Genomic DNA, 23,133 nt, shown 5'->3' on the forward strand with positions numbered 1-23,133 from the left:
TATGAAACTGATACAGCTTGACCTTCAATTCTTCTCCGGTGAAAAAACAGAAAAAGCCACACCTAAGAAGCGGCAGGATTCGAGAAAAAAAGGGCAGGTCTCAAAAAGCCAAGATGTAAATACGGCAATCGTTCTACTTGCTGTATTTATGCTTTTCACAGCGATTGGGCCTTTTATGAGGGATTCCATTTTAGGGATCTTTACGGAATCATTCCAGGAGCCGATGCTTACAGAACTTACAGAAGAAAATGTACAAACAATTTTTTTAGAGATGCTTAGGAAGACCGCCATCATATTGGCGCCAATCATGGCAGTTGCTCTAATAGCAGGAGTGGCGGCAAACATAATGCAAACGGGTTTCTTGTTTTCAACAGAAGCTATTCAGTTCAAACTTGAAAAAATAGATCCGATTAAAGGCTTTAAAAGGATTTTTTCCATGAGGGCCATAGTAGAGTTGTTGAAATCTATTTTGAAGATTTCGATTGTAGGACTTGTTACTTTTCTTGTGATATGGCAGCGCATGGAAGAAATCATGACGCTGTCACAAAAAAATGCGGCCGCTGCCATGGCAATATTGGCTGATATAACCGTTAAAGTAGGGTTGTACGCTTCGGCTGCATTACTGTTCTTATCACTGCTCGATTATATGTACCAGAAATATGACTTTGAAAAGAGTATTCGGATGTCCAAACAGGATATCAAGGACGAATATAAAAATATAGAGGGCGACCCGCTGATTAAATCAAAGATAAAGCAAAAACAAAGGGAGATGGCCATGCAGCGCATGATGCAGGAAGTTCCCAAGGCGGATGTCGTCATTACAAACCCTACCCATTATGCCATCGCGTTAAAATACGATGATCAAAAGTTTGATGCGCCGTACGTTATAGCCAAGGGCGTGGATTTTGTCGCCCAGAAAATCAAGTATGTAGCAAAGGAAAACGATATTGTCATGATGGAAAACCGCCCGCTTGCCCGCGCGCTATATGACCAATCGGAGATCGGACAGGCAATCCCGGAAGAATTTTTTAAGGCGGTCGCCGAGGTATTGGCATTTGTGTATAAGACAAAAGGCAAGATTTAAAAGAATATTTAGCATTGCTTTACCAGGTTAGGAGAGAAGAAAATGTCAGCAAGAGACTTGACTGTTTTAATAAGCGTGATCATGGTAGTGGCCATGTTGATTATCCCATTGCCAACTTGGCTGATTAGTATTTTGATTTTGTTGAATATTTCTCTCGCCCTTATGGTTCTTCTAACGTCGATGAATATGAAAGAGCCGCTGGAGTTTTCCATCTTTCCATCATTATTGCTGCTGTTGACACTGTTCAGGCTCGGTCTGAATGTATCTACAACACGTTCCATTTTGACCCATGGCGATGCTGGCGGGGTAGTCCATACCTTTGGGACATTTGTTGTCGGAGGAAATATCATTGTCGGAATGGTTGTTTTCTTAATTTTGATCATCATCCAATTTATTGTCATCACGAAAGGCTCCGAGCGTGTGTCCGAGGTGGCTGCCCGATTTACATTGGACGCGATGCCAGGAAAGCAAATGAGCATTGATGCCGATTTGAATGCCGGGATGATTTCTGAAGTGGAGGCGCGCGAGAGGCGTGAAAAGGTCGGGCGCGAAGCGGATTTTTACGGTTCAATGGACGGAGCGAGCAAATTTGTGAAAGGTGATGCCATCGCGGGCATAATCATCGTGCTGATCAACTTGATTTTTGGCATGGTTATTGGTGTAATGCAGCAGGATATGGCCTTTGCAGAGGCGGCATCGCACTTTTCCCTGCTTACTGTTGGCGATGGCATTGTCAGCCAGGTACCAGCCCTTCTAATTTCAACTGCGACGGGTATAGTGGTGACCCGCGCCGCATCAAATGGGAACCTCGGAGCGGATATTACCGAACAACTATTTAGATTTCCTGTCATGCTTTATGTAACGGCAGGCACGATTTTCTTGCTCGGATTGTTCACTCCGATTTCCGATTTGCTGACTGTCCCTATCGCGGGCTTGCTGGCATTTGGCGGATATATGATATCCAAGACGCCTGAAGCAGATCAACAGGAACTTCAGGATATCGAAGAAGAAATTGAAAGCGATGAAATGAAAAGCCCTGAGAGCGTCGTGAATCTGTTGAGCGTTGACCCGATTGAGTTTGAATTCGGCTACGGCCTGATTCCACTTGCGGATGCGAACCAGGGTGGGGATTTGCTTGACAGGGTCGTGATGATCCGCCGCCAGCTTGCGATTGAGATGGGCCTTGTCATCCCGGTTGTTAGGATCCGCGATAATATCCAGTTGAACCCTAACGAATACCGTTTGAAAATTAAGGGAAATGAAATGGCAAGGGGCGAGCTTCTCCTTGACCATTACCTGGCGATGAGCCCGGGTATTGAAGATGATTCCATCGAAGGGATCGATACGGTGGAGCCTTCTTTCGGCCTCCCTGCTAAATGGATTTCTGAAGAAATGAAGGAACACGCCGAAATGATGGGGTATACAGTGGTCGACCCTCCAAGTGTTGTATCCACACACATTACGGAAGTGATCAAGTCAAATGCCCACGAATTGCTGGGAAGACAGGAAACGAAGCAGTTGATCGACCATTTGAGGGAATCAGCCCCGATCCTGGTTGAAGAAGTAACGCCAAACCCGTTAACGGTGGGCGAGGTACAGAAGGTATTGGCCAAACTGTTGAAAGAAAAAGTTTCGATCCGGAACCTGCCTGTTATTTTTGAAACGCTCGCAGACTATGGCCGTTTAAGCACAGATACAGACCTGCTTACCGAGTATGTACGTCAGAATTTGGCCAGGCAAATAACGAACGGGTTGGCTGTCAGCAACGAAAGCTTAAAGGTGATTACTTTGTCCGGAAAAGTAGAGAAACTGATTGCGGATGCCGTCCAGCAAACGGAGCATGGGAACTATCTATCGCTCGACCCTAATGATTCCCAAACGATCCTGGAATCCATGGCGGCCAAACTCGAAGAGCTGGCATTAATGGAACAAACACCGGTCGTTCTTTGTTCCCCGGCGGTCCGTATGTACGTGCGCCAATTGACAGAACGCTATTTTCCTCAGGTGCCTATTGTTTCTTATAACGAATTGGAATCGAATGTTGAAGTCCAAAGCATAGGGGTGGTGAACGTGGAGTGAAAGTAAAGAAATATTTGGCTTCTTCTATGTCGGAAGCAATGAAGGACATCCGCCAAGAGCTTGGAAATGATGCCGTCATTCTCAGTTCTAAGCCTGTCTATTCCAGCGGATTTCTAGGGTTGTTTAGAAAAAGGAATATTGAAGTGGTCGCAGCAATCGACCCGTCAGAGAAGCATAATCCACCGATAAAAAAGCAAAAGCAGAAAAAGATGCCTGCGGAAAAAACGGTATCAGCCGCAAATCCCGGCGCCGAGTCAGAACAGGCTGATTCCGGATTAAAAATACACTCCCCTGCACCAGAATCTGAGCAGGCCAAAAGCCTGCCGGCGGGAGAAATTTTAAAAGAATTAGCTCAGCTAAGGGAAATGGTAAAAGGGATCAACTATGAATCTGCCAATAATGATAAAAAATACCCGGATCCGTTACAGGAAATATATAAAACGATGGAAAAGCAGGAGATTGACTGCCACATCCGGGCAGAAATGATGGATGCATTGCTAACAAAATGGTTTTCTGGCCACCATGACAGTCCGATGGATGAGATAACAGGCTGGCTGAAAGCTGAGCTTGATGCAAAGATTTCTGCCGTTTCTGATTTTGGGGGAAGCTTTGAAAAGAAATATATCAATATTGTCGGGCCCACAGGGGTCGGCAAAACTACCACTCTTGCTAAAATTGCGGCGGAAAGCATCCTGAAGCAAAACAAAAAGGTCGCCTTCATTACGACAGACACCTACCGGATTGCTGCAATCGATCAGCTGCAGACATATGCCAAGATCTTAAATGTCCCGATAGAGGTAGCTTACAATCTGGTAGATTTCAAAAATGCCGCAGAAAAATTTTCTCATTATGACCTGGTATTCATCGACACAGCCGGGAGGAATTTCCGGAATCATGAGTATGTACGCGATTTGCAAAAAATCATTGATTTTGAGCGAGAGATGGAAACTTATTTGGTGTTATCGCTGACCGCCAAACAAAGGGATATGGAAGAAATATTCATGCAGTTTTCCACCATCCCGATCAAGCAGGTGATTTTTACAAAAGCTGATGAAACTGCAAGCTTCGGCCCGATGCTGAATTTCATTATCAAGCATCGCATCGGCGCAGCGTATATAACAAACGGTCAGGATGTACCGGATGATATAGAAAAGGCCAGCCCGCGTTTGATAACAGAGATTATACTGGGAGCGAATAAGAAATGAAGGACCAGGCTGAACATCTACGAAATTGGGTACGACAGGCGAATAATGTGCAGACGGCTAAAACGATTGCTGTGATCAGCGGGAAAGGCGGAGTGGGGAAATCCAACTTTTCGCTTAACTTCTCTATTACCTTAGCCAAAAAAGGCCATAGCGTGTTGCTTTTCGATATGGATATCGGCATGGGAAACATCGATATTTTGATGGGGAATTCCTCACGTCACAGTATCATAGATTTTTTTGAACACGGTACGCCTCTTTCAGACATCATTTCGAAAGGGCCGGATAATATTTCCGTGATTGCCGGCGGCACGGGTCTGACAAAACTGTTTGAACTGGATCAATCACAGTTTGACAGTTTCCTAGCGGAGTTCAACAGACTTTTGCATCAGTATGAATATATTATTTTTGATATGGGTGCCGGGATAAACTATGAATCTTCCAGATTCATGCTATGTGTCGATGACCTGTTTGTTGTGACGACACCTGAGCCTACTGCAGTGATGGATGCTTATTCGGTGATGAAATACTTGAATTCAGTCAGCCAAAGCCTCTCATTATTCCTGATTTGCAACAGGGTCCAATCGGAAATGGAAGGCCATGAGACGATTAAACGCTTGCAGAATGCATTGCGTAAGTTCTTGCAGAAAGAAATCATTCCGCTAGGTTTCCTGCCGGACGATAAATCAGTTTCCAAGGCAGTGGCGAAGCAAGTGCCTTTTATGATTGATAACAATGGTTCTGTTGTATCCAAGGCACTGTCAGAGATAGCAGCACGCTATGAAATTAGCGATTTCCGGGAAGGCCTTACAATGAAGAAAAATAATTTTCTTGGGAAACTAAAGAATTACTTTCTGTCACATTAGAATGGATGGCTTTTTAGCGGTCTATTGTACATTTCAAAACCGATCAAGGGTTTCTGGATTTAAGAAAAGTGCGACTTGCCTCTGGCTGTGCCTTAAAAAGGATTGCCAACTGGCAAGTTTCCAATGAAGGTAGGTCCCTGAAAATGAAAAGGATAAAAGTGCTAATTGTCGAAGATTCTGCGTTTATGAGAAAACTGATCTCTGAATTCCTTGCGGAAGATAAACGGATTGAAGTGATTGGAACGGCCAGGAATGGAAAAGAAGCCATCAGCAAAATCAAAGAGCAAAAGCCGGATGTAGTTACACTTGATGTGGAAATGCCGATCATGAATGGCCTTGAGGCTTTGAAAGAAATAATGCAGCAGTGTCCTACACCTGTCATCATGCTTTCAAGCACGACAAGGGAAGGAGCAGAAAACACAGTGTCAGCCATGGATATCGGCGCCTTTGACTTCATTTCGAAACCATCCGGCGCCATCAGCCTTGATTTACATAAGATCAAACGGGAACTGATCGATAAAGTCATTGCTGCAAGCAAGACAAGCATTCAGATGTTGCAAAAAAATCCCAGAATTGTCGAAAGTTTTATGCCAGATAAAAACAAATGTAGTAAAATAGAACCAGAAAAAGAAAAGCAAACCATTTTAAACAATTGGAATCCAGAATCAAAAAAAATAATAGTGATCGGTACGTCGACAGGCGGACCCAGGGCATTGCAAGCAGTGTTGACAAAGCTTCCAGGAAATTTGGACGCGCCTATCCTGATTATCCAGCATATGCCTCCCGGTTTTACTAAATCACTTGCAGAAAGGCTTAATTCTCTGTCTGAGATTACAGTCAAAGAAGCGGAAGACGGTGAGATTATTCATAAAGGCACTGCTTATATCGCTCCCGGGGGCTGGCATTTGAAAGTGAAAAGGATCGGCATGGCCCTTGCAGTTTCGGTTGATGGGTCTGAGATTAGGGGAGGCCACCGGCCATCAGTGGATGTTTTGTTTGAGTCAGTAAGCGAAATACCCGATTACTCCAAAGTTGCAGTCATTATGACGGGGATGGGAAGCGACGGGGCAGCTGGGTTGATTAGAATGAAGAAAACAGGGAACGTCAAGGCGATTGCGGAATCCCAGGAAACTTCAATCGTATTCGGGATGCCCAAGGCTGCAATTGCCACAGGTTTAGTTGATTCAGTGGAAAATGTAGAGAAAATAGCAAACGCGATTGTGAAGTTTTGTAATCAGTGAGGGGTGCAGTTCCGATGGATATGAACCAATATTTAGAGGTCTTTATAGATGAAAGCAAAGAACACCTTCAAACATGCAGCGAGCAATTATTGGAGCTTGAAAAAAATCCGGATAATCTTTCTATTGTAAATGAAATTTTCCGATCTGCACATACATTGAAGGGTATGTCCGCAACCATGGGTTACGAAGATTTGGCGAATTTGACACATAAGATGGAAAATGTTCTCGATGGCATCCGCAATAACAAAATCACGTTGAATCCGGAAATTTTTGATGTGATTTTTCAAGCTGTCGATGACCTCGAAGCTATGGTTCTATCGATTTCTGAAGGCGGGGACGGTAAAAGGGATGTATCGAAAGTTGTCGGGCAGCTGCAGCTTATTGAAAAGGGAGAATCGCCGCTTGCCGGTGCAAATGCCAATGCTGAAGTTGCAGCCACAGCGGCGCCTGTAAAACAAGAAGGCATGAAAGGCATTTATGATGAGTTCGAATTAACAGTGCTCCAGCAATCCTGGGAGCAAGGTTTTCAAAGTTATGAAATTACTATTGCGCTGAACGAAGATTGCCTTTTGAAAGCTGCGCGCGTATTCATGGTGTTTGAAGTTCTTGAAAAGTCGGGTGAAGTAATTAAATCCTTGCCTTCTGCTGACCAGCTAGAGGAAGAACAGTTTGACCAGGATTTTATGGTTACCTTCCTTACGAAGGAGACAAAAGAAGATCTTTCAAAGAAAATCATGAAGGTTTCCGAAGTGCAAAGGGTTGAAATCAGGGAAATGGACCACCTTACATTAAGGGAACAGGGCTCCGAACGGGCTGAAGAACAAACAGGCAGAGAATTACTGCCACAGGCGGATGCATCCAAGCCTGAAGCAAGTCAAGTAGAAACCAATAAGAAGGTTTCAAACAGCAGGCAGTCAAATAACAAAACGATTCGTGTAAATATTGAACGGCTCGACATTCTCATGAATTTATTTGAGGAGCTTGTTATCGACCGAGGCAGGCTTGAGCAAATTTCACGTGATTTGAACAACCAGGAATTGCATGAAACAGTCGAACGGATGTCGCGCATTTCCGGTGATTTGCAAACGATTATCCTCAATATGAGAATGGTCCCGGTCGAGACGGTGTTCAACCGATTCCCGAAAATGGTCCGAACGCTTGCACGGGATCTCAATAAGAAAATCCACCTTGAAATTGTCGGGGCGGAAACAGAGCTAGACAGGACTGTCATCGATGAAATCGGCGACCCGCTTGTTCACTTGCTCAGGAATGCGATTGACCATGGCGTAGAAACGCCGGAGGTTCGTCGCGCAAGCGGAAAAGATGAAGTAGGGACAGTCGTGCTGAAGGCTTATCACAGCGGGAATCATGTCTTTATTGAAATTACAGATGACGGGGCGGGCATTAGCCGTGAAAGGGTCTTAAAAAAGGCGTTGAATAACGGAATTGTGACAGCACATACTGCAGCGTCCCTAACCGATAAGCAGGTATACGAATTAATTTTCGCCTCCGGTTTCTCAACAGCAGAAACGATCTCTGATGTATCAGGCAGGGGCGTAGGCCTTGATGTGGTGAAAAATACAATTGAATCGTTGGGCGGAACGGTGTCAATAGATTCCAGGGAAGGCGACGGCTCCACTTTCCTTATACAGCTGCCGCTTACTCTGTCCATTATCTCCGTCATGCTCGTTGAAATCCAAAAAGAGAAATTCGCAATCCCGCTTTCTTCCATTATAGAAACGGCGATTATAAGAAAAGAAGATATTATGAATGCCCATAGCCAGCAGGTCATTGATTTCAGGGGCAAAGTATTGCCGCTTATTTTCCTGAAAGATATTTTTGAAGTGCCTGTTTTTTCAGAGGATGAGGAATTTTTGTCTGTTGTTATTGTGAGAAAAGGGGATAAAATGGCAGGACTTGTGGTTGACTCGTTTATCGGCCAGCAGGAGATTGTGCTAAAGTCGCTTGGAAATTATTTAAACTCAGCCTTTGCCATTTCGGGAGCCACCATCCTTGGCGATGGGCAGGTTGCTTTAATTGTGGATTGCAATTCGTTGATTAAATGACGGTTCTATTGCATGGGGCTCCTCCAGTTCCGCCCTGCGGAACTGGAGCCCCATTAGTCTTCCGGGACTCAGTATGAAAAAGATGGTTTACTGCCAATTGTACATTATGATTAAGGGGGAGAAAGCCGGTGTCAATACGAATAGATGGAGAAGAAATAAAAGTAATCGTTTTTCAAATCAAGGAAAAAGAATATGCAATTCCGGTAAACCAGGTCCGGGCCATTGAGAAGGTGCTGCATATTACACGTGTCCCCAAAACGGCCCGGTTCGTCAAAGGGGTCATCAATCTGCGCGGTGTGGTAACGCCGATCATTGACCTTAGGGCACGTTTTGAAATTGAAGAAACAGAATACACTGAAAGCACGAGAATCATTATTGTTTCTTTAGAGGATATGGAAGTTGGATTGGTCGTAGATGCCGCAAATGATGTAGTCGATATCCCCGCGGCTAATATTGAACCTCAGCCTGAGGTCGTCGGCACGGTTGAAGCGGAATATATTTCAGGGGTTGCCAAGGTTGAAAAACGGCTGATGATCCTGGTGAATTTAGAGAAGATTTTGAACCCGGCGGAATTAAAAGAACCGATTATGATAGAAGGATAATGCCATGTCTTTTTTAGAGAAGATCTCTTTTATCCACCTGGATATTTTGAGGGAGATAGGTAATATTGGAGCCGGAAACGCTGCTACAGCTCTCTCCACCCTTTTAAATAAAAAAATTGATATGAAAGTGCCCAATGTCAGGATTTTGTCCTTTGACGACATGATGGATTTGGCCGGCGGGCCGGAAACGGTCGTAGCGAGTGTCTTCCTCAGGATTGAGGGAGATGCACCTGGAAGCATGTTTTTTATCCTGCCTTTGCCGCAGGCCACCTATTTTATCCATCAAATGACGGAAGAAAGTGAGTTTTCTTTTGACAAGCCACCGTTTTCCGAGATTGCAATGTCCGCTCTTCAGGAATTGGGAAATATTCTTGCAGGTTCCTATCTTTCAGCTTTATCTGATTTTACACGGCTGAATCTCTACCCGTCAGTTCCGGCATTAAGCCTGGATATGGTCGGTGCGATTCTTGGCTATGGCTTGATTGAACTGTCCCAGGTGAGTGATTTTGCCATTGTGATCGATACTGCACTTTCCGAGGATGGCTTTGATGCAAACAGTGTTAATGGCCACTTTTTTCTCCTGCCGGATCCGGAGTCCTTTGAGATTATCTTTGCCTCTTTAGGAGTTGCGGGAAATGGCTGATATTCTGAGAATAACCAAAGTCGGCATTGCGGATATGGCCATTGTAAAGCCGCCGGGTACAATCAGGACCTCGGGGCTGGGTTCATGTGTGGGCGTAGTTGTATATGACCAAATCAAAGAAATTGCTGGCCTTGCGCATGTCATGCTTCCTGATTCATCCCTTTCAAAAGGAGTCCGGATCAATACAGCGAAGTATGCGGATACGGCGATTCAGGAAATGGTAGAAAAGCTTCAGGATGAGGGGGCAAGGGTTTCTTCCTTAAAAGCGAAAATAGCCGGTGGTGCCCAAATGTTCCAGTTTTCTTCGGGAAACGATTTAATGAGAATCGGCCCGCGAAATGTAGAGGCAGTCAGGAAAAAGCTCACCGATTTACGGATTCAGATTATTTCTGAAGATGTTGGCGGAAGTAACGGGAGAACGATTGAGTTCAATCCGAAAACATGTAAGTTGAATATTAGGACGGTCAATAAAGGCAGTATTGAAATTTAATTTTAAGTCTATAAGCATGGAAGAATGTTTAAAAATAGGAATAAATTTGCAGGACGCGAATATCCAACTGATTATATAATACATTGGATTTTATTGTTATAATAGTAATAGAAAAACAGAATTAACAGATTTTAAGAATGTTTTTTTTGATAAAGTGTTAGGAGGAATCCCATGTCTCAACTGACTACCGGAGAAGAGCAGTTACATTGGAAAAATTGGATCGACTGCCGTGATCCTCAAGCAGGGGACATTTTGGTGAAGAAATATATCCCCCTTGTTTCCTATCATGTTCAGAGAATTTCCGTCAACCTGCCTAGGAATGTTAACAGGGATGATATCAGGAGCCTGGGGATGATGGGGTTGTTCGAGGCTTTAGAAAGGTTCGATCCAAAGCGGGATTTGAAATTTGATACATATGCATCATTCCGGATCCGCGGGGCGATTCTTGACGGTCTGCGCAAGGAAGACTGGCTGCCGCGAAGCGCCCGAGAAAAAGCAAAAAAAATTGAAGCCGCCACCTATGAACTCGAACAAAAATTCATGAGGAATGTGACTCCAAAGGAGATTGCTGAATCATTGCAAATTTCAGAAGATGAAGTCTATTCAGCGCTCAATGAAAACTTTTTCGCGAACGTTCTTTCTATGGATGAGACTCCCCAGGATCAGGAAGATAAAGAGGGAAACAACTACCATATAAAAGACGATAAGGCTGTGCTGCCGGAGGACAATCTAGTCAAGGAAGAACTATACAAGGAACTGCTGCGAGTAATAGAAACATTAAATGAAAAAGAGCAGCTGGTACTGCAGCTTTTTTATAAGGAAGAATTGACATTAACCGAAATCGGCCAGGTTATGGGCCTTTCCACATCCAGAATATCGCAGATACATTCAAGGGCCATTTACAAATTAAGAAACATTTTGCAGGACGTAAAGCATTAAAGAATATAGCGGGACGGTGGAGTGGATGGATCAACTGTTCGATATCGCTGTTTCAAAGGACCGTTTGTCTGTGAAATTATCTTCAAAAGCGGATGCCCAAACCGATTTGTCCCTTAACGAGGACTCCATTCTGGATGTGCTTCGTGCGAGGAAAATTGTTTTGGGATATAAACATGGAATAATTCAGCAAATTTGCAAAGACCCATTTTCCGATGTATCCAGCACTGATAGCGGAGGGTTTTCTAGAAAAATCCGGGAAGCATGCCTATTTGCTGAATGAATTCAATACCAAAACCACGCTCATTTCGAATGTAACTTCCGCAATGTACTGACGATTCCCTCCATAAAAGATGGCCAATTACTGGCACGTACAATCCCCCAACTCCCGGATTCCCGGGGAAAGATGTTTATGGCCAAAAAAACCCGCTTCAAACACTGGAGATGTAGCTGGTTGAACTTAAAACTGTGCCGGAATTCAATTGCTGCTTAAAAGTGAACGGCTAGCTGCTTCCGAATAACGAGATTCACTTTGCCACATACTCAAAATTAATTCATCATCCGATCTCTTCCGTTATAATCTTCCTTGACCAGGGTGAAATTAATTCCATTCCGTTGTAAAGGAAGGGAAGTTATGAGTTTAAAAGCGATAGAGATGCAAATAGCATTGCCGTGTACCCATGAGGCCGCAAAAATTCAGGAGGGGTGGCAGCTCCGTGATCAGGTTGCGTTTCATCACGCGGCAAATGAAATGCAAAAGGAAGATGAGAAACAAAGGTCCGCCGTCTTAAAGCAGGAACAAAAAGAGAAGCCCTCCTTCCACAGTGGCAATGGCAGCAGCGGGCAGGGCGCTGGCGGACGGCAACATGAAAAGAAGAAAACGACAGGAACGAAACGAAAAAATTCACAACATCCTTATAAAGGAACAAGCATTGACTTTTCCGGATAAGAGGGGTAATATGTCCGCATTTATCATGTTCATTCTTTTTATACTAAACATCCTCACAATTCTGGCCGTTATCATCCTGTTTCAACGCCAAAACCGTTTGCTCAAGGCAGAAAGAAGCCAAAAGGAAACAGTTGCTGAAATGGAAGAATTACTGGCTGCCTTCATTATGGAAATGAAGGAAGAAAATGATTTGCTGCTTAAGAAAGTCAGGCAGCCGAAGGTCCCTGGTGATAAAAAAGGATCTTCGGGTCTCAACAGGGATGTTCATCGGGAAATGCCTTCTTCCAAAAAGGAAACAGCGGATGGAATCGACCAAACCAATTCGGTCATCTTTTCCAAAAATATCGCTGTATCCGCCTATAAAAAACAGCCTTTAAAAGATGAAACTGAAGGCATTTCAGGCTATCAGCCCGCTGGATTGGCAGAGGAGAAAGACAAAGTTGAAATTACCGTTTTGAACGATAGGGATGACTCAACCCCCGTACCCGCCGACAGGGAACGAATCGAAAAGGAGGCTTTCAAGGAAGCTCTGAAATCCTCTTTAACAAAAGGGAAGCCAACGCTATCCGAGCAAATTTATGAAATGCACGGCAATGGCATGACTGTCGATGAAATAGCGAAAAGATTGAACCGGGGAAAAACCGAAATTGAGCTGTTGCTAAAATTCCGTATGTAAGCCATTAGAAATCGCTTGACCAGGAAACCTTTAATGTGCTATATTATGACATGGTGTTAATACACACGCTTCGTGATTCATGCGGATGGTGCTGTAATAAACAGTTTCTGTTTGGAAATGATCGGGGCGGAGGAAAAACAAAACCATTTAGGAGGAAACAAAATGTCAGTAATTTCTATGAAGCAATTGCTTGAAGCTGGTGTGCATTTCGGACACCAAACGCGCCGCTGGAACCCAAAAATGAAGAAATATATCTTCACTGAGCGTAACGGCATTTATATCATCGACCTTCAAAAAACAGTAAAAAAAGTTGAAGAAGCTTACAACTTCGTGAAAGAACTTGCTGCTAACGGCGGAACAGTCCTATTCGTTGGTACGAAAAAGCAAGCTCAAGAGTCTGTTAAGGAAGAAGCAATCCGTTCCGGTATGTACTATGTAAACCAGCGCTGGTTGGGCGGAACTTTAACAAACTTTGAAACAATCCAAAAGCGTATCTCCCGTCTTAAAGAAATCGAGAAGATGGAAGAAAACGGTACATTCGATGTACTTCCTAAGAAAGAAGTCATCCAACTCAAAAAAGAATGGGAACGCCTAGAAAAATTCTTGGGCGGCATTAAAGATATGAAGGGCCTTCCGGATGCAATTTTCGTGATTGACCCTCGCAAGGAACGCATCGCAGTTGCTGAAGCCCATAAGTTAAACATTCCTCTTGTAGGTATCGTTGACACTAACTGCGACCCGGATGAAATCGACGTAGTTATCCCTGCGAACGACGATGCAATCCGCGCTGTTAAATTGTTGACAGGGAAAATGGCTGACGCTATCTTAGAAGCCAAGCAAGGCGAAGAAACAGCAGCACCGGAAGTTGAAACAGAATCTGAAACAACAACTGCTTAACTAGTTAGGGGAAGGTGATAAGAGGATAAGGCCTTTTATCACCTTTTTTTGACGGGTCAGGAAGTAGCTTTTTTGCTCCTGGACCTTTTAACTATGCCAATCTGCATTGTTTTCTCAAGGTTTTAGAGCCGAAAATCGGCCGGAAACTTGTAATCCGGGCTTAATTTCGGGCAAAATGGTAAAAGATGAAAAAAACTTACATAATATGAGGAGGATTTCCAATTATGGCAATTACTGCACAAATGGTAAAAGAACTTCGTGAAAAAACTGGTGCCGGCATGATGGATTGCAAAAAGGCACTTACAGAAACTGATGGTGATATGGAAAAAGCAATCGACTTCCTTCGTGAAAAAGGAATTGCATCAGCCGCGAAAAAAGCAGACCGCATTGCTGCTGAAGGTTCTACTTACATCCTTACTGAAGGTAACGAAGCGGTTATCCTTGAAGTGAACTCTGAAACAGATTTCGTTGCCAAAAATGAAGGCTTCCAGGTGTTAGTGAAAGAATTGGCTGAACACTTGCTTGCTAAAAAACCGGCAACTGTTGAAGAGGCTTTGGAACAAACTATGGAAAACGGAACAAAGGTTGAAGAACACATCAATGCAGCAATCGCTAAAATTGGTGAAAAACTTACCCTCCGCCGTTTCGAAGTGATGACAAAAAGTGACAACGACGCGTTCGGCGCATACCTTCACATGGGTGGTAGAATCGCTGTATTGACATTGTTGGAAGGTACAACTGATTCAGAAGCTGCAAAAGATGTTTCCATGCACATTGCCGCTTTAAGGCCAAAATATGTTTCGCGCGATCAGGTTTCTTCCGATGAAATCGAGCGTGAGCGTGAAGTTCTTACCCAACAGGCTTTAAATGAAGGTAAACCTGAAAAGATCGTAGCTAAAATGGTAGAAGGCCGCATTGGAAAATTCTATGAAGAAATTTGCGTAGTGGACCAATCCTTCGTTAAGAACCCAGACCAAAAGGTGGGCGAGTTTGTTAAGTCAAAAGGCGGCACAATCAAGAGTTTTGTAAGATACGAAGTAGGCGAAGGCATCGAAAAGCGCCAGGACAACTTCGCTGAAGAAGTTATGAGCCAGGTTAAAAAAGACTGATTATATTTGCTTTGCATAAATTGTTTAATAGGGAACACTCCAGTGTTCCCTATTTTCGAATGGAATTGTAATTTGTCATGCACTTTTCAAAGCGATTAGGCATCAAGATGAACATAAAGAATACATAGTTGGAGGTTCTGGATGAGCAGCGCGAAATATAAACGTGTCGTATTGAAGCTAAGCGGTGAGGCTTTGGCCGGGGACGAAGGTTTTGGGATAAATCCTTCGGTAATTAAATCAATTGCGGAACAAGTCAAAGAGGTTGCGGAATTGGGTGTAGAAGTTGCCGTAGTAGTTGGGGGCGGAAACATCTGGCGAGGCAAAATAGGCAGTGAAATGGGGATGGACCGTGCCAATGCCGATTATATGGGTATGCTGGCCACGGTGATGAATTCCCTCGCCCTGCAAGACAGCCTGGAACAGCTTGGGATCGAAACACGAGTCCAGACCTCAATTGACATGAGACAGGTAGCGGAACCTTATATAAGGCGCAGGGCGATAAGGCACCTGGAAAAGAAACGTGTCGTTATATTCGCCGCGGGAACAGGAAATCCTTACTTTTCCACGGATACAACAGCAGCGCTCCGTGCAGCGGAAATCGAAGCCGAAGTGATCTTGATGGCAAAAAACAACGTCGACGGTGTTTACAGTGCTGATCCGGTGAAAGACAAGAACGCGAAGAAATATGATGAGCTATCTTACCTGGATGTATTGAAGGAAGGCCTGGAGGTCATGGATTCCACGGCATCTTCGCTTTGCATGGATAACAATATACCGCTGATTGTCTTTTCATTAATGGAAAAAGGAAATATAAAACGGGCAGTTTTGGGTGAAACGCTTGGAACTATTGTGAGGGGGAAATAATAATGCCAAAAACCGTGATAGCAAGTTCAAAGGAAAGAATGGAAAAAGCAATAAGCGCTTATAGCCGGGAGTTAGCAAGCATTCGTGCGGGAAGGGCTAACGCATCATTGCTTGATAAAATTTCCGTTGATTACTATGGCGCTCCGACACCGATTAACCAGTTGGCAGGTGTCTCAGTTCCTGAGGCCCGTCTTTTAGTTATTCAGCCTTACGATAAAACAATTCTGGGTGAAATTGAAAAAGCGATTTTGAAATCCGATTTAGGCCTGAATCCTTCAAGTGATGGATCGATCATCCGCATTGCGATCCCGGCATTGACAGAGGAACGTCGTAAAGAACTGGTGAAGGTCGTCAAAAAGGAAGCGGAAGAAGCGAAGATCGCTGTTAGAAATATCCGCAGGGATGCAAATGATGACCTTAAAAAGCTGGAGAAAAATGGTGAGATTACAGAGGACGACCTGAGGGGCTATTCTGATGATATCCAGAAAATGACGGACAGCTATATCAGTAAGATTGATGATATTACAAAGAATAAAGAGAAAGAAATACTAGAAGTTTGATCATAAGTAAAATCATTAGGCTATAAATAAGTGTTTTTTTCGCCCGCGCATATGGATTGTTGAAACCTTGGCAGGCCAAAAGTGTAAATGCTGTCAGACCCTTGCTGATCACGCGGCATGATCCAAATCATTATTGGTTCATCATGCAGCATGCTAAAAGCATATCTGTCCATTCGCACTTTAGGCCGCCTTTTTTTATGCCAGGCGCGGATACCACATTTGTGAAAGAGAAAACTTGAAGTCCGGAAAAGTATTCTATAAGATAATTTAGGGCAGCTGCCATTCTACATTGGCGGGCCAATTACTAAAAGCATCTCCTTCTTGTGCAATAGCCTTGTTTATAATAATTAGGAGAAGAACTGTTTTTTTGGTATTATAGAAGAGATCTGCCATTATCATTCATACATAGAGAAAAAAACGATATGATGTAGATATAGAGTACAACCTGATGGGGGACAAAAAGTATGTATTCATTTTGGAAGCGTTGGTTCAAAAAAAATGCTTCTTCGGATGTGACAAATAGAATTCAAAGTGTGAAGAAGGTTGAAGTTCCGCGCCATATCGCAATTATCATGGATGGAAACGGGCGCTGGGCAAAGAAACGGGCCCTCCCGCGTGTAGCCGGGCATCATGAAGGAATGAAGGTCGTCCGCAGGATTACCAGGCTTGCAAATGAACTGGGTGTCAAAACCTTGACGGTTTACGCATTTTCTACAGAAAACTGGAAACGCCCAAAAAGTGAAGTGGAATATCTAATGAAGCTTCCCCAGGAATTTCTCGGTACATTCCTTCCGGAGCTTGTTTCTGAGAATGTCCAAGTCTCTATGATCGGTGACAAATCAGCTTTGCCCGATCACACGCGTAAGGCTGTGGACAAGGCAATTGAAGACACAAAAGCGAATGACGGCATGATATTGAATTTTGCACTGAATTATGGAAGCAGGGCCGAAATAATAGAAGCTGTAAATAGAGTAGTCATCGATTCTAAAAATGGTATAATAGGGGAAAATATTTCTGAGAACTTATTTTCCGAGTATTTGATGACCAGCGAGTTGCCTGACCCTGATTTGCTTATTCGCACCAGTGGGGAAATTCGCTTGAGCAATTTTATGCTTTGGCAGGCGGCATACTCGGAATTTTGGTTTACTGATGTCCTTTGGCCAGATTTTAGGGAAGAACATTTATTGGAAGCTATCGAAGTTTACCAACAACGTTCCAGGCGATATGGCGGGGTCTAGCTCAAGAAGGCGGGGAACATAAAATAATGAAACAACGTATCATCACAGCAATCATCGCAGCAGCTATTTTTTTGCCAATGGTAATATTGGGCAAGCTGCCATTCCTCAGTTTAGTATATCTAATGGCAACAATTGGTCTATCCGAATTGATTAGAATGAAAAAAATCCACATTTTTTCTTTCCCTTCCATTATTTCATTCTTGCTGTTATGGCTGGTCTTGCTCCCTGAGCATTACACCGGCTTTATCAAGGATTTCGATTACAGCAAAATGGAGCTTATCCTTTGGGCAGTGATTTTATTTTTAATCAGTACAGTCGCCACCAAAAACAGTTTTACATTTGATGACGCTGGATTCCTATTGTTGTCCGTTATATATGTTGGAATGGGGTTCTTTTATTTGTATCAAACCCGCGAGGCCAGCCTGGCTTATGTTTTTTTCGCTCTGTTTACGATTTGGGCTACTGATTCGGGTGCTTATTTTGTTGGGCGAGCTATGGGAAAAAGGAAACTATGGCCCGAAATCAGCCCCAATAAGACGGTTGAAGGCTTCATTGGCGGAATTGGAAGCAGTTTGGCCGTAGGACTGCTCTTTTTTATGTTCAGCAGCCTTGATGCAACCCTTGCAACTTTATTATTGATGAGTGTGTTGATTTCGATATTTGGACAAATGGGCGACCTGGTGCAATCTGCCTTCAAAAGGCACTATGGTGTCAAGGACGCCGGGAAGCTCCTTCCAGGGCATGGAGGGATTTTAGACAGGCTTGACAGCTTGATTTTTATTTTGCCGATTTTGCATTTATTGCATTTGGTTAATTGACTTGCACTGGACAAGGAAAGCTTGGAGAATGGAAGCGTGCTTCTCGAGGATGTCACCAAAAAAAATTTTTTTGGCAGCCAAGTGTCTTCGTGACCCAATCCTTGTCCTGACGTCTACGCTTGCCACAGATTGGCAGTGGTAAGACGGCGTTACTTGAAAAAGGGTGCTTCCGCATTTCTTATTTAGGAGTTGAATAAATTTGAAATATATCAGCCTATTAGGTGCTACCGGTTCAATTGGCCGGCAGACGGCGGATGTAGTAAGGCAGCATCCCGGGCAATTTAAGATCGTGGCCATGTCTCTTGGGACAAATCTTCCTCAGGCCAGGCTTTTTATCGAAGAGTTTCAGCCTGAGCTTGTCTCTGTCCAGTTTCGGCAGGATTGTGAAGCTTTAAAGAATGAATTTGCAGGATCCGGGATTGCCTTTACTTATGGGGATCAAGGGCTTATTGAAGCCGCTGTACACGAAAAGGCCAATATTCTTGTGAATGCGGTCATCGGCAGTGTCGGGCTCAATCCAACCTTACAGGCGATAAAGGCAAAAAAGGATATAGCGATCGCCAATAAGGAGACACTTGTAACAGCGGGACATATAGTCATCGAAGAAGCCAAAAGGGCGGGAGTAAAGCTGCTTCCGGTGGATAGTGAGCACTCAGCCATTTTCCAGGCCCTCCAAGGTGAGAAAGAAAAGAATATTGAGCGGCTTGTGATCACTGCCTCAGGAGGAAGCTTCAGGGATCGTACCAGGGCACAGCTTCAGAATGTCACCGTTGAAGAGGCCCTTCATCATCCTAACTGGTCCATGGGTACGAAAATCACCATTGATTCTGCAACCATGATGAATAAAGGCCTGGAGGTTATTGAAGCGCACTGGCTGTTCGGTCTCCCATATGAAAAGATCGATGTATTGCTGCATAAGGAAAGCATCATACATTCCATGGTCGAATTTCACGACTCAAGCGTGATGGCACAGCTGGGAACACCTGATATGAGGGTGCCGATCCAATTTGCACTGACATATCCGGACCGATTGCCGCTTATGAATTCAAACCGGCTTAACCTGGCTGAAATAGGGAAATTGCATTTTGCCGATATGGACTTTGTTCGCTATCCGTGCCTTCGTTTTGCGTATGAGGCAGGGAAAAGCGGCGGTTCAATGCCAACCGTTTTAAATGCCGCCAACGAAGAAGCCGTCGCTGGATTCCTTGATGGCAGGATTTCTTTTTTGGAAATAGAAACGATAATTGAAAAAGCACTTACTAATCATAACACTATTGCTGCCCCGGATTTAGATATTATTCAAGGAATTGATAGGGAAACGCGCGGATTTGTAAAAACACTATTGAAACAGAGGTGATTAGAAGTGCAAACTATTCAAACAGTGATTTCTTTCATCATTATTTTTGGCTCCCTGGTTTTCTTCCATGAATTAGGACATCTGTATTTTGCGAAGCGGGCAGGGATCCTTTGCCGGGAATTTGCGATTGGAATGGGACCAAAAGTCTTCACCTTCAAAAAGAAGGAAACGCTATATACAATCAGGCTGCTTCCAATCGGGGGTTATGTTCGCATGGCGGGCGAAGATCCCGAAACTGTCGAACTTAAGCCCGGCTACCGTGTAGGCCTCATTCTGAATAAGGATTTATTTGTAGAGAAAATCATTCTGAATAATAAAGAAAAATATCAGGATATCCGAATAATTGAAGTGGAAAAGGCAGATTTGGAACATGGGCTGTCCATACAAGGCTATGAGGAGGGCGAGGAAGATATTTTAAAAACTTTCCCTGTCCATAAGGAGGCTGTGACGGTAGAAGATGGCGTAGAAACCCAAATTGCGCCATTTGAACGCCAGTTCGCCTCAAAATCACTTGGACACCGAACTATGACCATTTTTGCCGGCCCGATGATGAACTTTGTTTTGGCCTTTGTCATCTTTCTTGTCATTGGCTTGTTCCAGGGCATAGTAGTGGATGAAGCGCGGTTGGGAGAGTTGACAAAGGATGGCGCTGCCCTCGCTTCAGGCTTAAAGGCAGGGGATGAAATCCAGTCCATTGATGGCAATGAAGTATCCACCTGGATAGATGTTCAGGAAAGCATCCAGAAAAGTCCGGGCAAAGAAATCGAGTTTGTCGTCGAGCGGGACGGTGAAACGCTGGAGGTCCCTGTTACTCCTAAAGAGGTAGAACGGGATGGCCAAACGGTCGGTGTAATCGGTGTTTATCCGCCTGTGGAAAAATCGGCATTAAAGGCCATAACCCATGGTTTTACGGAAACGTATTTATGGACAATCAAAATTTTTGAAATGCTCGGCATGTTAGTGACTGGGCAATTTACCATTGATGCGTTATCCGGTCCTGTCGGCATTTATAAATCAACCGAAGAAGTAGCTGAATCCGGGGTATTCTCATTGATGAGATGGGCTGGCGTGCTGAGCATCAACCTGGGAATCATGAACCTGCTGCCAATTCCGGCACTTGACGGCGGACGCCTTTTATTCTTCCTAGTGGAAGCTTTGAGAGGCAAACCGATCGACAGGCAAAAAGAAGGGCTGGTACATTTGATCGGGTTTGCGCTCTTGATGTTATTAATGATTGTTGTTACATGGAATGACATCCAGCGTTTTTTCCTGAACTAACCGGAGAGAATCGAGGTTCCCTGCTGCCTCTTTTTGCACATTATATAAAGTGAACTAAAGAATTACCTAAAAATAAATAAAGTAGTTGATTTTTGGCTCATTAAAGGCTTCAACTGCATAGGCCAGGGAAAAAGCGAGCATGTATAACCGTAGTTTCACATGAAAAAGCCCAAAGTATTGGCAGGCCGCCCTAAATTAATATATTCATTTTAAATATGTAACTGCTGCAACACAACAATTAGAAGATGATGATGAGGTGCAATAGATGAAGCAGAGTATGACGCTGATCCCTACACTAAGGGAGGTTCCGGCTGATGCAGAGATTAAGAGCCATCAGCTTTTATTGAGAGCAGGATTTATGAGGCAAAACGCAAGCGGGGTCTATAGCTTTATGCCGCTTGGAAAAAAGGTGCTGCAAAAGATTGAAGCCATTATCCGGGAAGAGATGGATGCAGCAGGTGCGGTGGAGCTTTTGATGCCTGCGCTGCAGCAAGCTGAATTGTGGCAGGAATCAGGGCGCTGGTATTCTTACGGGCCAGAATTAATGAGATTGAAAGACAGGAATGAACGCGAATTCGCCCTCGGTGCCACACATGAAGAAGTAATTACAAGCCTGATCCGGGATGAAGTGAAATCTTATAAGCGGCTGCCTTTGTCTCTGTACCAAATCCAAACGAAGTTCCGCGATGAAAAGCGTCCACGTTTTGGCTTGCTTCGAGGCCGCGAGTTTATCATGAAGGATGCCTATTCCTTCCATGCCAATCAGGAAAGCCTTGATGAAGTATATCAAAAGCTTTTCACTGCCTATTCAAATATTTTCCGCCGGTGCGGTTTGAACTTCAGGGCAGTCATTGCGGATTCCGGGGCAATGGGCGGGAAAGATACGCATGAATTTATGGTGCTGTCAGATGTTGGTGAGGATACCATTGCCTACTCTGATACATCCAATTATGCAGCGAATATCGAAATGGCTCCTGTTGTGGCCAAGTACGAGAAACCCACAGAAGCTGAAAGAGAGCTTGAAAAGGTTCACACACCAGGCAAAAAGTCGATTCAAGAAGTGTCGGAATTTATACATGCAAAGGCAAAGGACTGCATCAAATCCCTGCTATTTAAGGTGGACGGGAAGAATGTTCTTGTTCTTGTACGCGGCGACCATGAAGTGAATGACATCAAATTGAAAAATTATTATGCCGCTTCAGTCGTAGAATTGGCAGAACCGGAAGAAACAAAGCAAATACTTGGCTGTTCGATTGGATCGCTCGGCCCGGTGAATGTGTCCGGTGATGTGGAAATCCTCGCTGACCATGCCGTTGGAGCTATCGTCAATGGAGTGTGCGGAGCCAACGAAGAGGATTATCATTATACAAATCTAAATCCGGGGCGTGATTTCAGTGATGTTGCCTATACGGATCTTCGCTTTATCCTTGAAGGGGACCCGTCCCCGGATGGAGAGGGCACAATCCAATTTGCCAAAGGCATTGAAGTAGGCCATGTTTTTAAGCTTGGCACCAGGTACAGCGAGGCAATGGGAGCATCGTTCCTTGATGAAAACGGCCGTAGCCAGCCGATGATCATGGGATGCTATGGAATCGGGGTTTCCCGCACGCTTGCGGCTGTTGCTGAACAATTTAATGATGAAAACGGCCTTCTATGGCCAGAAAATCTGGCTCCTTTCAAGATTCATGTCATACCGGTCAATGTGAAGGATGAATCCCAGGCGAAGCTTGCAGAAGATTTATATTCTGATCTGCGCAAACAGGGCTATGAAGTTTTGATGGATGACCGCCAGGAGCGGCCGGGTGTAAAGTTTGCCGATTCTGATTTAATCGGGATTCCGGTAAGGATTACTGTTGGTAAAAAGGCTGCGGACTCAATTGTAGAGGTGAAACTCCGAAAAAACGGTGAAGTCCACGAGGTAAACCGTGAAAAACTCTCTGAAATGCTTGGACAGATTTTATCAGGTCAATAATGGGTATAAATGTAAAGCTCAAGAAAGGTATCAGTCATTACGATGGTACCTTTTTTCTTTCTGCCAGGCGTTTTATGCGGAGAAGAAAGTACAATGCGTTCTTATCTGCTAAAGTCGCCAAACGGAGAAATTACTAACTTTTTTCACTATCATTCCAGACACATAGATATGTTATAATTACGTCTGTTGCCATATATTTAGTTGCA

Annotated in this window: 22 protein-coding genes; all 22 read left to right on the forward strand. The window is 44.0% G+C overall.

The window, feature by feature from the left end; all coding sequences use genetic code 11:
• Window position 1: 1 nt before the first annotated feature.
• Window positions 2-1,084, forward strand: a complete 1,083-nt coding sequence (flhB, locus tag D0466_RS17215) for a flagellar biosynthesis protein FlhB (protein ID WP_117323788.1) — start codon at window positions 2-4, stop codon at window positions 1,082-1,084.
• 42 nt (window positions 1,085-1,126) lie between these two features.
• The gene (gene flhA, locus D0466_RS17220) at window positions 1,127-3,163 is read left to right on the forward strand and encodes a flagellar biosynthesis protein FlhA (protein WP_117323789.1); all 2,037 of its coding nucleotides are present in this window, start codon (window positions 1,127-1,129) and stop codon (window positions 3,161-3,163) included.
• Window positions 3,160-4,368: a flagellar biosynthesis protein FlhF gene (gene flhF / locus D0466_RS17225; RefSeq protein ID WP_117323790.1), complete on the forward strand. Its 1,209-nt coding sequence runs from the start codon at window positions 3,160-3,162 to the stop codon at window positions 4,366-4,368. Before flhA ends, flhF begins: the two co-directional genes overlap by 4 nt.
• Window positions 4,365-5,231, forward strand: a complete 867-nt coding sequence (locus tag D0466_RS17230) for a MinD/ParA family protein (protein ID WP_117323791.1) — start codon at window positions 4,365-4,367, stop codon at window positions 5,229-5,231. Before flhF ends, D0466_RS17230 begins: the two co-directional genes overlap by 4 nt.
• Before the next feature lie 143 nt (window positions 5,232-5,374).
• Window positions 5,375-6,472: a protein-glutamate methylesterase/protein-glutamine glutaminase gene (locus tag D0466_RS17235; RefSeq protein ID WP_117323792.1), complete on the forward strand. Its 1,098-nt coding sequence runs from the start codon at window positions 5,375-5,377 to the stop codon at window positions 6,470-6,472.
• Between the two features lie 14 nt (window positions 6,473-6,486).
• A complete protein-coding gene (locus D0466_RS17240) occupies window positions 6,487-8,538 on the forward strand; it encodes a chemotaxis protein CheA (protein WP_117323793.1) in 2,052 nt (683 codons plus the stop codon).
• A gap of 128 nt (window positions 8,539-8,666) precedes the next feature.
• The gene (locus D0466_RS17245; RefSeq protein WP_117323794.1) at window positions 8,667-9,140 is read left to right on the forward strand and encodes a chemotaxis protein CheW; all 474 of its coding nucleotides are present in this window, start codon (window positions 8,667-8,669) and stop codon (window positions 9,138-9,140) included.
• A gap of 4 nt (window positions 9,141-9,144) precedes the next feature.
• Entirely contained in the window at window positions 9,145-9,783 is a 639-nt protein-coding gene (locus D0466_RS17250; protein WP_117323795.1) for a chemotaxis protein CheC, read from the forward strand.
• On the forward strand, window positions 9,776-10,273 hold the full coding sequence (locus tag D0466_RS17255; RefSeq protein WP_117323796.1) for a chemotaxis protein CheD: 498 nt from the start codon (window positions 9,776-9,778) through the stop codon (window positions 10,271-10,273). The genes D0466_RS17250 and D0466_RS17255 overlap by 8 nt, the downstream gene beginning before the upstream one ends.
• A 171-nt stretch (window positions 10,274-10,444) precedes the next feature.
• A complete protein-coding gene (locus tag D0466_RS17260; protein ID WP_117323797.1) occupies window positions 10,445-11,212 on the forward strand; it encodes a FliA/WhiG family RNA polymerase sigma factor in 768 nt (255 codons plus the stop codon).
• 25 nt (window positions 11,213-11,237) lie between these two features.
• The gene (locus tag D0466_RS17265; RefSeq protein ID WP_117323798.1) at window positions 11,238-11,492 is read left to right on the forward strand and encodes a hypothetical protein; all 255 of its coding nucleotides are present in this window, start codon (window positions 11,238-11,240) and stop codon (window positions 11,490-11,492) included.
• Between the two features lie 351 nt (window positions 11,493-11,843).
• Window positions 11,844-12,158, forward strand: a complete 315-nt coding sequence (locus tag D0466_RS17270; RefSeq protein ID WP_117323799.1) for a hypothetical protein — start codon at window positions 11,844-11,846, stop codon at window positions 12,156-12,158.
• A gap of 10 nt (window positions 12,159-12,168) precedes the next feature.
• On the forward strand, window positions 12,169-12,834 hold the full coding sequence (locus D0466_RS17275) for a DUF6115 domain-containing protein (protein ID WP_117323800.1): 666 nt from the start codon (window positions 12,169-12,171) through the stop codon (window positions 12,832-12,834).
• 162 nt (window positions 12,835-12,996) lie between these two features.
• A complete protein-coding gene (gene rpsB, locus D0466_RS17280) occupies window positions 12,997-13,731 on the forward strand; it encodes a 30S ribosomal protein S2 (RefSeq protein WP_117323801.1) in 735 nt (244 codons plus the stop codon).
• Window positions 13,732-13,955: 224 nt separating this feature from the next.
• Window positions 13,956-14,840: a translation elongation factor Ts gene (gene tsf, locus D0466_RS17285; RefSeq protein ID WP_117323802.1), complete on the forward strand. Its 885-nt coding sequence runs from the start codon at window positions 13,956-13,958 to the stop codon at window positions 14,838-14,840.
• A 141-nt stretch (window positions 14,841-14,981) separates the two neighbouring features.
• Complete coding sequence (pyrH, locus tag D0466_RS17290) at window positions 14,982-15,704, forward strand: UMP kinase (protein ID WP_117323803.1); 723 nt, start codon at window positions 14,982-14,984, stop codon at window positions 15,702-15,704.
• 2 nt (window positions 15,705-15,706) lie between these two features.
• Window positions 15,707-16,264, forward strand: a complete 558-nt coding sequence (gene frr, locus D0466_RS17295) for a ribosome recycling factor (protein WP_117323804.1) — start codon at window positions 15,707-15,709, stop codon at window positions 16,262-16,264.
• 464 nt (window positions 16,265-16,728) lie between these two features.
• Complete coding sequence (locus tag D0466_RS17300) at window positions 16,729-17,502, forward strand: isoprenyl transferase (protein ID WP_117323805.1); 774 nt, start codon at window positions 16,729-16,731, stop codon at window positions 17,500-17,502.
• A 26-nt stretch (window positions 17,503-17,528) separates the two neighbouring features.
• Window positions 17,529-18,320 (forward strand): phosphatidate cytidylyltransferase, encoded by a 792-nt coding sequence (locus tag D0466_RS17305; protein ID WP_117323806.1) that lies wholly within the window; start codon window positions 17,529-17,531, stop codon window positions 18,318-18,320.
• 199 nt (window positions 18,321-18,519) lie between these two features.
• On the forward strand, window positions 18,520-19,677 hold the full coding sequence (locus D0466_RS17310; RefSeq protein ID WP_117323807.1) for a 1-deoxy-D-xylulose-5-phosphate reductoisomerase: 1,158 nt from the start codon (window positions 18,520-18,522) through the stop codon (window positions 19,675-19,677).
• Window positions 19,678-19,692: 15 nt separating this feature from the next.
• The gene (gene rseP / locus D0466_RS17315) at window positions 19,693-20,955 is read left to right on the forward strand and encodes an RIP metalloprotease RseP (protein ID WP_117323905.1); all 1,263 of its coding nucleotides are present in this window, start codon (window positions 19,693-19,695) and stop codon (window positions 20,953-20,955) included.
• A 265-nt stretch (window positions 20,956-21,220) separates the two neighbouring features.
• Window positions 21,221-22,927: a proline--tRNA ligase gene (locus tag D0466_RS17320; RefSeq protein WP_117323808.1), complete on the forward strand. Its 1,707-nt coding sequence runs from the start codon at window positions 21,221-21,223 to the stop codon at window positions 22,925-22,927.
• Window positions 22,928-23,133 lie beyond the last annotated feature (206 nt).

The organism is Peribacillus glennii, assembly GCF_003429105.1.
Taxonomy (GTDB): Bacteria; Bacillota; Bacilli; order Bacillales; family DSM-1321; genus Peribacillus; species Peribacillus glennii.